Source organism: Sphingobium fuliginis (assembly GCF_004152845.1).
In the GTDB taxonomy this organism is placed as follows: Bacteria; Pseudomonadota; Alphaproteobacteria; order Sphingomonadales; family Sphingomonadaceae; genus Sphingobium; species Sphingobium fuliginis.
Genome location: NZ_SEON01000004.1, coordinates 266518 through 279025 on the forward strand (window position 1 = coordinate 266518; position 12508 = coordinate 279025).

Here is a 12508-nt window from a genome sequence, read left to right on the forward strand (position 1 = left end):
CTCCCTAGCGCTGTTCCGCAATGGTGATAATATAGTGTTTCGGAAAATCATTATTCCTGAGCTGGTATAATCACATGTCCAACTGGGATGGCATAGACGAGTTCATCAGTGTCGCCACCGCAGGCTCCTTCACGCGCGGGGCAAGGGCGCTGGGTGTCTCCACCACCCATGTCAGCCGGTCCATCATGGCGCTGGAGCAGCGCGTGCAGGCGCAGCTTTTCCACCGGACCACCCGGACCGTCCGGCTGACCGACACCGGCCGTGTGTTCTTCGAACGGTGCGAGCGCATCGCCAAGGACAGGGACGAAGCCATCGCCCTGATCGGAGAGAGAAGCGAGCCGCAGGGAGAGTTGCGCGTCACCTGCTCGACGGCCATGGGGGAGCGCTTCGTGGCGCCGATCATCCGCCGCTTCGCCATGCAGCATCCCAAGCTGGCCGTGTCGATCGAATTGTCCAACCGGGTCATCGATCTGGTCGGCGAGGGATTCGACGTCGCGGTCCGGACGGGGACGGTCAACGACCCTCGCCTGATCGCGACGCGGGTGGCGTCGCGCACGCTCTACACCTGCGCCGCCCCCAGCTATCTGGCTTCCGCGGGCCGCCCCGCCAGCGTCAGTGCGCTGGCGGGGCATGAATGCATCGCGGGCTCCGCAGGCACATGGCATTTCAAGGTCGACGGCCAGGAAATGATCCATCGGCCCAAGGGGCGCTTCAGGTGCAATAGCGGACATGCCGTCATGGAAGCGTGCATTTCGGGGCTCGGCATCTGCCAGCTCCCGGATTTCTACATCCTCCCCTATCTCAAGCACGGCATGGTCGAACTGCTGCTGGAGGATGTCCAGCCGGACGATGAGCCCATATGGGCGGTTTATCCCCAGCGGCGGCATCTGCTGCCAAAGGTGCGGCAGGTCGTCGATTGCCTGCTGCATGAACTGGGGCCGGCGATGAACACCCCCCGAAGGGAAGCCGCGGTCAGGCCAGACCGATACGTTCCTTGAGCCGGTCGCGAGACGAAGCGAGGAAATCCAGCGCCGCGCCTTCATCCGACATCGCCCGCGCCAGCGTCATGGCCCCGACAAGCTCCGCAAGCAGCGAATGGGCGAGCACCGCGCCATCGGACCGGCCTGCAATCTCCAGCGCCCGCGCAATCCCTTCTCGAAACCGCCTGACCCCCGCTTCGAACCGCAAGCGCGCGTCGGGTGGCATGCGTGCGGCCTCCCCCGAAAGGCCGGGCAAGGGGCAACCACGGTCCACCGCCCGATAGGCGCTTTCCGACAGATAATGGTCGATCAGGCCGGCAAGGTCCGGCCTTTCCCCCAGAAAGCGGTCCAATATCATGGCGCTTTCCTCGAACATGCGGTCGACGGCATGCGCCACCAGATCGTCCCGCGACTCGAAATGAGCATAGAAGCCGCCATGGGTGAGGCCCGCCCGCTGCATCAGCGCCGAGACGCCGATGCCTTGCACGCCCGCCATGCGCATGGCCCCGGCCGCCTCGCCCAGGATACGCGCGCGCGTCTTCGCCTTGTGCGCGCTCTTGTCAGCCATGACCGTTCGTCCTCCTCTTCTTCTGCGTCTTTGCCATGCCCCTTCCCTCTGGACAAATGATAATCGTAATATATATGATGGTCGTCATATTCGCAACGGTGTCAGGAAGGGCGATGATGCAGCCCGAGATAATGATAGGATCCACCGGCACCAGCCCGTGCTGGAGCCTGCCGCTTTTCCGATGCCGCCGCTGATGTGACGGGCCTCACCGGCTCTTTCGACCATCCCCAGGAGTATTGCCATGACACAGGCTGAAAAGAACATCGCCCTTATCACAGGTGCTTCGACCGGTATCGGCGCGGTCTATGCGGACCGCCTGGCCAGACGCGGCTTCGACCTCATTCTCGTCGCGCGGGACCGGCCGCGCCTGGATGCGCTGGCCGAAAGGCTGCGCGGCGAAGCGGGCGTGGACGTGGAGGTCATCGCGGCGGACCTGACCGCCGAGGGCGACCTGCAACGGATCGAGGAGCGTCTGGCCGCAGGCGACGTCACCATGCTCGTCAACAATGCGGGCATGTCGCTGAACGGCGGCATATTGGACAATGACACGCCGCAATTGTCGCGGATCATCGCCCTCAACGTGACGGCGCCGACCCGGCTCGCCTCCGCGGCGGGCAAGGCCTTCGTCGCGGCGGGCCGTGGCGCGATCGTCAACCTGTCCTCCGTGCTCGCCCTCGCGCCCGAGATGTTCGATGGGGTGTATAGCGGAACCAAGGCCTTCATCCTGAACCTCAGCCAGTCGATGGCCACACAATTGCGCGACAAGGGCGTGCGCGTCCAGGCCGTCCTGCCGGGCGCCACGCGAACCGAAATCTGGGCGCGGTCGGGCAAGGATGTCGATGCCTTTCCCGCAGGCTTCGTGATGGAAGCGGGCGATATGGTGGATGCTGCGCTGCTCGGCTTCGACAGGGGGGAGACCGTCACCATTCCGCCGCTGTCCGACGAACAGCAATGGCTGACCTTGCAGGAGGCGCGCCTCGCCATGGGGCCGAATCTGTCCAAGAGCGATGTCGCGCCCCGTTATCGGGACGCCCTTCTTACCGCCTGAGCGGGCCGCCGATGCAGGAGGCGGCTTCCCTTTGCTTCAGCCGTCCCGATCCTTGGCCGGCACCAGTATCAGCTCGCGTCCTTCCACCCGCCAGGACGCGAGCTGCGTCAGAAAGTTCATGCCCAATATGTCGACATTTCCCAGCGCCGGGGAAATGATCACCTTGAGGTTGCGGGCTTCCATTCCGCCGACCTTCAGATGCGCGACGGTGCCGGTGCACGCCGCTCGGTCGCCTTCGCCGGGTTCGCGGATAGCCTCAGCACACGGTACCGCGCCACGACGACCCAGGCCTTTGCCGAGGCGGCCCATCGCTTCGCCCTGTCCGCCGGAGCGCTGGAACCCTTCATCAGCATGGCGCATGTGCAGCTTCGCGTCGGAAAAGGGCAGGAAAGCGGCGGCGGCGCGGCGCTGGCATTTGGGCGGGGATTCGATGCGGACCAGCTTCGCGACCGCCGGTCTGCGCGGCGACACCGGCTGCAATGGGGGGCTTCATCGCTGACGCTGCGCGCTTCGGCCGGTTGGCAGCATGCTTTCGGAGATCAGCTTCCGGTGGTGGGAGCCGCCCTGGGCGGCCAGCATTTCAATGTGACGGGCCTGCCGATCGCCCGCGACACGCTGGTCAGCGAGATCGGGCTGGAAGCGGCGGTGGGATCGAACATGCGGATCAATCTCGGCTACAGCGGCGCGCTCTCGCCGGCCAGTCAGAACCATGCCGCGCGGGCGGGGCTGCTATGGCAATTCTGACGAAGAAAGCCGCGCCGCATGGATAATGGCCGAAGAAGCGACATGAGGGCGGAACGAGTCCCGCGGACGGGCGTCTCCTGAATCACCATGAAGACAGGCGACGATATTTTGGCGCGAGATGCGGCGGTCATGGCCCATGACGCCCGCCGGCTGTCGCCCGGGCCGTGAAGGTCGCGACCTACAATGTGAACGGGGTCAACGGCCGGCTCCCTGTCCTGCTTCGCTGGCTGGCCGAGGCGCGGCCTGACATCGTCTGCCTTCAGGAACTCAAGGCGCCCGACGAGAAGTTTCCGGAAGGGCCGATCCGTGACCTTGGATATGATGCGGTCTGGCATGGCCAGAAAAGCTGGAACGGCGTGGCGATCCTCAGCCGCGTCGGCGAAATCCACGAAACCCGCCGCGGCCTGCCCGGCGATCCCGACGACAGCCACAGCCGCTATATGGAGGCGGCGGTGAACGGCATCCTCATAGGCGGCCTCTATCTTCCCAACGGCAATCCCCGCCCCGGCCCCAAGTTCGACTATAAGCTCCGCTGGTTCGACCGGCTGATCGACCATGCCGCCGGGTTAATCGACCAGCGGCTGCCGGTCGTGCTCGCCGGCGACTTCAACGTCATGCCCACGGACCTCGACGTCTATAAGCCGGAACGCTGGCGCGACGACGCGCTGTTCGCGCCGGAGGTCAGGGCGGCCTATTTCCGCCTGCTCGACCAGGGCTGGACGGACAGCCTCCGCACGCTTCATCCCGATGAAACCATCTACACCTTCTGGGATTATTTCCGGAACGCCCATGCGCGCAATGCGGGGCTCAGGATCGATCACCTGCTGCTCAGCCCGGCCCTTTCGAACCGGCTCGCCGCCGCCGAAGTGGATCGCGACGTGCGCGGCTGGGAAAAGACCAGCGACCATGCGCCGGTCTGGATCGAACTGGCGGATTCGCCGCCGCCGCGCGCCAGGGAGAAGGGATGATGAACGCCTCTGCCATGCTTTCCGGCGGCTGCGCCTGCGGCGCGGTGCGTTATGCGCTTCATTCCCCGCCCTTCGATGCAGGTTATTGCCACTGCCGGCTATGCCAGTTGACGAGCGGCGCGCCGGTCATGGCCTTCGCCACGGTTCCGGTCGGGGACTTTCTCATCGTCGCGGGCGAACGCGCCGTCCGCCGGTCCTCCGACTTTGGCGAGCGCGGCTTTTGCGCCGCGTGCGGAACGCCTCTCACCATGCAGGTCGATCACCAGCCCGACACGATCGACTTCACGATTGCCACGCTTGACGATCCCTCCGCCCTTGCCCCTCAATTCCATATCTGGGATGCCAGCCGCATTGCCTGGTTCGAAATGGCCGATGCCTTGCCGCGCCATGCCGGTTTCCGGCCCGATACGGTGGGACTGGACGATGGCGTTTCCGGCGGCGATTCCTCCGCTGGCAGAGGTGCATAGCTGTCGTCGAGCGCAACGAGTTAGGGCGCGCGGTGATGGCGGCGTCGGCAACGGTTCGATGACCAATCTCATCTTCCGGTCCCCTTCCGTCCGCCCCGCCCTATCTTCGCGTCGCTATCTTCCCGATGGCCGATAGAAGCGCGGCGGGAAAGGAGCGGCCGGCGAGCCTTTGGGATCGCGCAATTCGTTCCGCTCCCCGGCATCCGGGCTGAGCGGAATCTGCATGCCGCCCGTTTCCTCCAGCATCCGGAACAGCTTCGCGCTCATCCGTTCGGCCAGTTGCTCATGCCCCGGCCTGGCCAGCAGATTGTCGCTCTCCTGCGGATCGGCCGCCAGGTCGTACAGTTCGTCCACGTCCCAGATGCCGTGGAAGTGGATATATTTATACCGATCCTCGCGCAGGGCATGGACGGTCGGCGTCTGCGGAAAGTTGCGTTCCCAATAATATTCATAAACCAGATCCTTGCGCCACGGGACCGCCCGTCCCTGCGCCAGCGGCAACATGTCCATGCCGGCAAGCCCATCCGGCGCCTCCAGCCCCGCGGCGGCGAGCATGGTGGGCGCGACGTCGAGATTGGCGACGATGTCCTCCACCGTCCGCGGGCCGAAGAGGGAGGGGCAACGCATCAGCATCGGCACGCGCATCGATTCCTCATAGGCGGCGCGCTTGTCGATCAGCCCATGTTCCCCGAACATGAACCCGTTGTCGCCCATATAAAGGATCAGCGTGTCGTCCAGATCGCCCCTTCGTTCCAGCAGGTCCATGATACGCGCCAGTCCTTCGTCGACGGCCAGCAATGTTTCCATATAGCGCTTGTAATAATCGGCGATGTCGAGCTTGCCGTGATAGGCATAGTCGACGCCGTGCCAACTGTTGCGCTGGTTTTCGACCCACATCGGCCGGCCCGGAACATCTGGCTTCATCGTGTCCGGATAGCGGAACGTCTCCCCGGAATAGCGCCCTGCATGCCGCTCGGCCGGAATGAACTCCGAATGGACGGCCTTGTGCGCCAGATGCATCATCCACGGGCGCCTGCCGTCGCGTTTGTCGATCCAGTCCATCGCATAGTCGGTCAGTTCGTCGGTGATATAGCCCCTTTGCGGCACCTTGCGGCCATCGACGTTCAGGCCATCCTCGCCCGGCAGATAGGTGCCCTGCCCCTTGAAGCTGACCCAATGGTCGAAGCCGGGCTGGGGCTGGTCCGTTTCCTGCCCCATGTGCCATTTGCCGATAAAGGCGGTCTCATAGCCCGCCTGCCGGAGATATTCGGGATAGTAGATGAGGCCGGCCGGTATCGGATGATTATTGTCCACCACCCTGTGCTGATGCGCATAGAGCCCGGTGAAGATGGTGGCGCGACTGGGCGAACACAGGGCGGTGGTGACGAAGGCGTTCCTGAAATGCACCCCCTCCCGCGCCAGCCGGTCCAGCGTCGGCGTCTCCCCGAAGGATTGCGCCTTCATGAAGCCGATCGCGTCGTAGCGATGATCGTCGGTGAGGACGACCAGGATATTCTTCGGCCTGGTCCCCGCGCGGCGGCGCAGCTTCAACCGCTTCTTTTTGGCCGGGACGGCCGCGGCATCCGCCGCCGCCCAACTGTAAAGGCCGAATGCCCCCGCGCTGCCGGCCAGCAACAGGCCGCGCCGGTCCAGCTCGTCCGCCATCACGGCCGTCCCATATGCGAATAGGGATCGGTCTGTCCGGCCAGCCAGGGATCTTTGGTCGCCGTCCGCATGGCATGCAGACGTTCGGCCAGCGCCCGCTTCACCCCGGCATAGACGGGATCGGCGGCGACGTTCCCCAGTTCATCCGGATCGCGCGTCAGGTCGTAAAGCTCCTCCGCGTCCCGCTTGAGATAGGCTGCCTGCGTCCTCTTCCCCAGGCGGATGGCGGGATCGGTGCTGATCGCCTTCCACGCCGGAGAACCCGCCACGTCTCCGGCGATGGGATAGTCCAGCGGGGAGGCGAGGTTGAGAATATAGCTGTGCGTCCGCGTGCGGATGGCCCGCATGGGATAATATTGGTTGATCTCATGAAAGTCGTGGCTGGCGAACACGGCGTCGCGGTGCGGATCGGCGCGGCGGCCCAGCAGCGGCAGCAGCGAACGGCCGGAAAGCGCATAGGCGGTCGGCGCGGCGACGCCGGTCCATTCCAATATGGTCGGCGCGATGTCGACCCAGCTCACCATCGCATCGTTGACCGCGGTCGCGCTTCCCGGGGCGCGGATGATCAGCGGCAGGTGCAGTCCGGCGTCGTAAAGGTTGGTCTTCGCGCCGGGAAAGGGCCGCCCATTGTCGCTGAGGAAGATCACCAGCGTATCGTCGGCGCGGCCGGTCGCGGCAAGATCGTCCAGGACCATGCCGACCCCGCTGTCCAGACGGCTGACGGACTCATAATATTCCGCCAGGTCGGCTCTGATGGCCGGCAGATCGGGCAGATGGGACGGAACGGGCACTTTGCGCGGATCGTAGCGGGCCGGCTTCACGCCCGGCCACGGCCGGTCATTGCCATAATCGACGGCGGCGCGATGCGGATCGCTATAGGCGATGGTAACGAAGAAAGGCCGATCGTCCGTGGAGCGGATGAAGCTGGACGCCGCAATCGCCAGTTCGCGGACATCGCGGATGCCCGACCGTTCGGGCACAAGTTCCGCCTCATAGGGAAAGGCCGAGTCCGGCCCCACATGCTTCTTGCCCACAAGCGCCGTCGCATGGCCCGCCCGCCGCAGGAGCGAGGGCAGCGTTTCTATTCCCGGCAGCAACGATTGGTGATGGATGTCGTGTTGGAGCCCGTACATGCCGTTCTGGTGCGTGTAGAGCCCGCTATTGATCACCGCCCGGCTGGGACTGCAGGAGGATACGGCGGCAAAGCCCTGGGTGAAGCGCGTCCCCTCCCGCGCCAGCCGATCGATGCGCGGGGTGCGGATCGGCAAGCCATAGCAGCCGAGGTCCAGGCCCTGATCGTCGGAAATCAGCAGCAGCACGTTGCGCGCCCTGCCCCGCCGCGTCTGGGACAGGCCGGCCGGGGCGACGGACGCTGCCGCCGCCCCGGCCATTCCCTTCAGAAGGTCGCGCCGGTCCATCAGCGGTCAGAAATTGACCGCGGCGCTGAACCGGAAGGATCGGCCCAGGATCGGGCGCGCCAGGATCGGGCCGGAGCCTTGCCCGCCGATGATGCGCGGATTGCCCTCCGTCAATCCGATCTCGTCGGTCAGGTTGTTGCCCGTGACGGCCAGGCGGATGCGGTCGTTGACGGTGACAGCCACGCCCGCGTCAAGCTGGTAGAAATTCGGCAGCAACTGGTTGTTCTCCGGATCGGAGAAGCGGTCCCCGGTATATTGCAGCGTCGCGAAGACGGAGGGTTTGAGGCTGCCCACCGGTACTTCATAGGCCGGGGTGACGCGCCAGGCCCATTTGGGCTGCCGCTGCACGCGGTTGCCGGTGTTGTCGATCGTGCCGCCGCCGCTGAAAAAGCCGCGATAGGTGGCATCCAGCCAGGTCAGCGCGCCGGAAATGCTGAACCCCTCGAACGGCCGCAGCGCGCCTTCCAGTTCCACGCCCGTCGCCTTCGCGCCGCCATTCGAACTGATCGGCACATTGTTGATCAGCGTCGTGGTGGCAAGACCATCGAACTTGTTGTGGAACACCGTCGCATAGAGATTGGCGAGGGCAGTCGATATTTTCACGCCCGCTTCATAGGTATCCACCTCGGCAACGGCGGCAAGGCCGGTCTTGTCTGCAATATTGGTGGCGGACGCCTCGCGCAGATTGTCGAATTGCGGGAAGCTGTTGCCCCGGCTGTACCGGGCGAACACACCGATCTCCCGGCTGAAATCGTAATTCGCGCCCACGGTCCACGACCAGGCCGAGTCCCGGTAACGGATTGAGCGCGGCGGCCCCAGCCGAGTAATCGCATTGTCGTACAATGTGTTGGGATTGCCGTCCAGATCGAACGAACCGCCATCGGCCGATGTGCTGAGCGTCGCATCGACCACATGGCGCTGCCACCGCACGCCGCCATCCACGCGCAGTTCGGGCGTGATCTGCAATTCATCCACCGCGTAGAAGGCATAGTCCTTGCCCTCATAATTGCCGCGCACCTGGAAGGCGGGCCCGCTGGAGAAACCGTTGAGCGTCGCTGCCTGCAACACCCCGGCTCCACTGGTCAGCGTCATGTCGAGCCGCCGCGCATTGGGTTCCGCCTGCAACAGCACCTGATTGCCCAGCACCCATTGGTCGCGGGTGGTGTAGTCCGCGAAATAATAGCCGCCGGTCAGCTTGTTGTTGCCCGATGCCCATTCCAGCGCGCTGTCCGCGACGAAGGAGGAGATCTTCTTGCGCACTTCCCAGATGCCGGCGCGCAGCACCTGCGTATTGGCTCCGGTCGGAACCACGCCACCGCCATTGGCATAGGTGAGCGAGGCCAGCGTCGCGCCCGTTCCGCCCAGCGTCTGCGCCATGGCGGAAGCGGCCACCGGCGCCGCCACCGGCACCAGCCCCACCGTGTCGGCGCGCCCGCCCAGGAAGCTCATGCGCTCGCGGAAACGCAGCCCGTCGACCAGTTCGTAGTCGAAGGTGATGCCGGTGTTGATCACCTTGGCCCCGCGGCCGTCGGCCAGATCGACGGCGCGCCCGACCAGATTGGTGACGCGGCGCGTATCCGGACCGTTCAGCGTGTCCGTCCCCGCATCGAAGCCGGGATAGGCGCTGATCTTGCCGCCGTTCGAGACGACGGGGATCGGCAGCAGCCACTGGCCGTGATCGTTGAGATAGCGGGCATATACCTCCACGGAACCGCGGCCGCCAAAGTCATGATGGATGTTCGCGGTGATCTGGCCGCCCTTTTCCGCCCGATAGCGCGGATCGCGAATGCCGTTGCCCTGCGCGTAGAAGCCGCCGACCATGAAACCCGTGTCGGGGCTGAGCGGGCCGGAGACCCAGGCGTCGCCGCGAATTTCGTCATAATCGGTATAGGAAATCTTGGCGGAACCCTTGAAATCCGCCCCGCCGATCCGCGGCACGACGTTTACGGTCAGGCCCGGCTGGCCGCTGGAGAAGAGTGAGCCGGTGCCGCCGCGCACCGCTTCGACGCGCTGCACCGTCTCGTCCAGCCGGATGAGTTGCGAGTTTTCCAGGAAGGATAATGTCGGCGGCGGAAAGATCGGCACGCCGGCAAGCTGGAAGGTCACGAACTGCGCGTCGCCACCCGACGGATAGCCGCGCACGAAGATATTGGCGCCGTTCTGGCCACCGGAGCTTTCCGCCATGACGCCCGGCACGGTGCGCAGAAGGTCGGCGGTGCTGTTGGGCGCCGCCCGCGTGATCGCTTCGCTATTGAGCGAGGTGACGGCGAAGGACGCATCCTGCCGCCGCGTGCCCGCGCCGGCGGTGCCGACGACCACGATCTCGACGTCGCTGGCTTCTTCCGGCGGAGCGGCGCTGCTGCCTGCAACCTGGGCCAGGGCGGGAAAGGCGGTGAAAAAGGCGCTGACGGTAACACCCGCCATCAGGCGGCGTTGAAGGCTTTTCGGCATGACTTCCTCCCTCTTCCGAAGTCGGCGCGATCGATGCCCCGCCGATCTGCCGCTGACATACTGCATCTGTTTTCGATGACGGAATGGAAAGTGCATCCATAGCCGCTATGCTCTTCTTTTTTCCGCGCAATCGTTGCATTAATGTCTCAATGGAGAGAGGTTTTCCTTTGATCCCTCCCGTGAAGAGAGCGAGAAGAAGCCGGTCCGCGCGGCACGGGGGCGCATCATAATAAAGTCTTCGGTCAAGGAGAGAGGAACCATGCACGTCCGATCCGCCATGAAGTCGTCGCCCTGGCGGCGTATCGTCATGCTGGCTGCAATATTGACGCTGCCGGCGTCGATTTCGGCCCAAACCTCCCCGGCGGAGATTTATGGCGACCTGTTCCGGGCCGTGCAGACGCAGCGGCTGTTCCCCGACGGCAAGACCTTCGTCGACGCAGTGCCCCGGCGCGCGCCGGAAGCGATCATGGCCGATTTCCGAAGCAGCAGGCCGCAGGACAAGGAAGCGCTGCGCAGCTTCGTCCTCGCCAATTTCGCCGTGCCGGGCGTCAATGACCGTAACGCCGGCACCCTGCGCCGGCACATCCGGACGCTCTGGCCCACGCTGGTGCGCCAGCCCGAAGCGGTTGCGCCGGGCAGTTCCGCCCTGCCGATGGAGGCGCCCTATGTCGTGCCGGGCGGCCGCTTCCGCGAAATCTATTATTGGGACAGCTATTTCACCATGCTCGGCCTGGCCGTCGACGGGCAGCAGCCGCTGATCGAATCCATGCTGACGGATTTCACGGCGGCCATCGAGCGCTATGGCCATATTCCCAACGGCATGCGCAGCTATTATCTGGGCCGGTCGCAGCCGCCCTTTTTCGCGCTGATGCTGGGCCTGTCGAAACAGGGCGATCCCGCGGTCGACGCCCGACGGCTTGCCGCGTTGCGCCGCGAATATGATTATTGGATGACGGGCGCCAGCTGTGTCGACGCCGGCGGCGCATGCGCGCGGGTCGTCAAAATGCCGGACGGCACGCTGCTCAACCGCTATTGGGACGATGTTCCTCAGCCCCGCGACGAATCTTATGCCGAAGATGTGGCGACGGCGGCAGAGGACCGGACGCGCCCCGCCCAGGCGCTCTACCGCCATCTGCGCGCCGGGGCGGAAAGCGGATGGGACTTCAGCAGCCGCTGGCTGGCGGACCCGCGCCGGCTTTCATCGATCCGCACCGCCGACATCGTGCCCGTCGACCTCAACAGCCTGATGCTGATCGTGGAGGAGACCATCGCCCGCCGTTGCGGCGAAGCGCGGGACGGCGCCTGCGCCGATCGCTTCACCCGTCTGGCAAGGCAGAGGCGGGGAGCGCTGGACCGCTATTTCTGGGTGGCGCGCGAGGGCCGCTATGCCGATTGGGACCGCACCGCCCGCAAGCCGACGCCGGTTCTGTCGGCCGCCACGCTCTACCCGCTGTTCGCCGGCGCCGCTTCGCCCGCCCAGGCGAAGGCGGTCGGCGCGACCGTGCGGAGCCGGTTGCTGGCGGTGGGCGGGCTGCGCACAACGACGCTGCGCACCGGCCAGCAATGGGATACGCCCAATGGCTGGGCGCCGCTGCAATGGATCGCGATTGCGGGACTTGAGCGGTCGGGAGAAGCCGCGCTGGCGCGCGAAATCGCCAGGCGCTGGCTGGGCACGGTGACGGCCGCCTATGTCGAGACCGGCCGGATGCTGGAAAAATATGATGTGGAGGAACGCAAGCCCGGCGGCGGCGGCGAATATCCGACACAGGACGGCTTCGGTTGGACCAATGGCGTGACCAGCGCGATCATGGAGAAATATCCCGAACTTGCGCCCGAATGACGCGCACTGGCGCTGAGCGGGCTGACGTCCGGGCTGAAATTTTACTGATCCAGATCAGACCGCGCATCCTATTCGCATCCCGCGCATTTGACCGAGGCAGCCATCAGGGCCGCCGAGGGAGGCTCCATGCCGGACGATACCGAAGACAGGATTCGCGAGCGCGCCTATGCCATATGGGAGGCGCAGGGCCACCCCGAAGGATTGGCCGAGGATCATTGGCGCCAGGCCGAGGCGGAGATCGGCGGACTTCCGGAGGACAGCACCCTTCCCAATCCGCTGGCGACCGGTGCCGCCGCCGAGCTGCTCTCCAGGCCCGCCTCCCGAACGAAATCGGCCTGATTCGTCCATTCCAGCATAGC

The 12508-nt window shown here is 65.2% G+C and carries 12 protein-coding genes; 7 read left to right on the forward strand and 5 right to left on the reverse strand.

Translation table 11 applies throughout. The features are described 5' to 3' along the window. Window positions 1-74 precede the first annotated feature (74 nt). The gene (locus EWH10_RS12325; protein ID WP_065846700.1) at window positions 75-998 is read left to right on the forward strand and encodes a LysR family transcriptional regulator; all 924 of its coding nucleotides are present in this window, start codon (window positions 75-77) and stop codon (window positions 996-998) included. Here EWH10_RS12325 and EWH10_RS12330 read toward each other — a convergent pair. Then, entirely contained in the window at window positions 973-1548 is a 576-nt protein-coding gene (locus EWH10_RS12330; RefSeq protein ID WP_065846698.1) for a TetR/AcrR family transcriptional regulator, read from the reverse strand. The two genes, EWH10_RS12325 and EWH10_RS12330, sit on opposite strands and share 26 nt — an antisense overlap. A 241-nt stretch (window positions 1549-1789) precedes the next feature. Between EWH10_RS12330 and EWH10_RS12335 the strand changes: the two genes are divergently transcribed. Further along, window positions 1790-2596: an SDR family NAD(P)-dependent oxidoreductase gene (locus EWH10_RS12335; RefSeq protein WP_025550200.1), complete on the forward strand. Its 807-nt coding sequence runs from the start codon at window positions 1790-1792 to the stop codon at window positions 2594-2596. A gap of 36 nt (window positions 2597-2632) precedes the next feature. Here EWH10_RS12335 and EWH10_RS12340 read toward each other — a convergent pair whose 3' ends face one another. Further along, entirely contained in the window at window positions 2633-2779 is a 147-nt protein-coding gene (locus tag EWH10_RS12340; RefSeq protein ID WP_229742558.1) for a pepsin/retropepsin-like aspartic protease family protein, read from the reverse strand. A gap of 15 nt (window positions 2780-2794) precedes the next feature. Here EWH10_RS12340 and EWH10_RS12345 point away from each other — a divergent pair, with 15 nt between their 5' ends. From EWH10_RS12345 to EWH10_RS12355, 3 genes are all read left to right on the forward strand, one after another. After that, complete coding sequence (locus EWH10_RS12345) at window positions 2795-3340, forward strand: autotransporter outer membrane beta-barrel domain-containing protein (RefSeq protein ID WP_065846696.1); 546 nt, start codon at window positions 2795-2797, stop codon at window positions 3338-3340. 164 nt (window positions 3341-3504) lie between these two features. Then, on the forward strand, window positions 3505-4308 hold the full coding sequence (gene xth / locus EWH10_RS12350; RefSeq protein ID WP_065846694.1) for an exodeoxyribonuclease III: 804 nt from the start codon (window positions 3505-3507) through the stop codon (window positions 4306-4308). Next, window positions 4308-4775: a GFA family protein gene (locus EWH10_RS12355; RefSeq protein ID WP_083199127.1), complete on the forward strand. Its 468-nt coding sequence runs from the start codon at window positions 4308-4310 to the stop codon at window positions 4773-4775. The genes xth and EWH10_RS12355 overlap by 1 nt, the downstream gene beginning before the upstream one ends. 114 nt (window positions 4776-4889) lie before the next feature. Here the strand turns inward: EWH10_RS12355 and EWH10_RS12360 are convergent, their stop codons facing one another. From EWH10_RS12360 to EWH10_RS12370, 3 genes are read right to left on the reverse strand one after another with little or no spacing between them, the layout of a single operon-like run. Next, the gene (locus EWH10_RS12360) at window positions 4890-6440 is read right to left on the reverse strand and encodes a sulfatase family protein (protein WP_083199124.1); all 1551 of its coding nucleotides are present in this window, start codon (window positions 6438-6440) and stop codon (window positions 4890-4892) included. After that, window positions 6440-7858 (reverse strand): sulfatase family protein, encoded by a 1419-nt coding sequence (locus EWH10_RS12365; RefSeq protein ID WP_065846690.1) that lies wholly within the window; start codon window positions 7856-7858, stop codon window positions 6440-6442. The genes EWH10_RS12360 and EWH10_RS12365 overlap by 1 nt, the downstream gene beginning before the upstream one ends. A gap of 6 nt (window positions 7859-7864) precedes the next feature. Then, window positions 7865-10309 carry a TonB-dependent receptor gene (locus EWH10_RS12370; RefSeq protein WP_065846688.1) on the reverse strand — a complete coding sequence of 815 codons (2445 nt, stop codon included), beginning with the start codon at window positions 10307-10309 and terminating at the stop codon, window positions 7865-7867. Window positions 10310-10568: 259 nt separating this feature from the next. Between EWH10_RS12370 and treA the strand changes: the two genes are divergently transcribed. Then, window positions 10569-12149 carry an alpha,alpha-trehalase TreA gene (gene treA / locus EWH10_RS12375; RefSeq protein WP_229742556.1) on the forward strand — a complete coding sequence of 527 codons (1581 nt, stop codon included), beginning with the start codon at window positions 10569-10571 and terminating at the stop codon, window positions 12147-12149. A gap of 126 nt (window positions 12150-12275) precedes the next feature. Next, window positions 12276-12488: a DUF2934 domain-containing protein gene (locus tag EWH10_RS12380; RefSeq protein ID WP_025550207.1), complete on the forward strand. Its 213-nt coding sequence runs from the start codon at window positions 12276-12278 to the stop codon at window positions 12486-12488. Window positions 12489-12508: the final 20 nt, after the last annotated feature.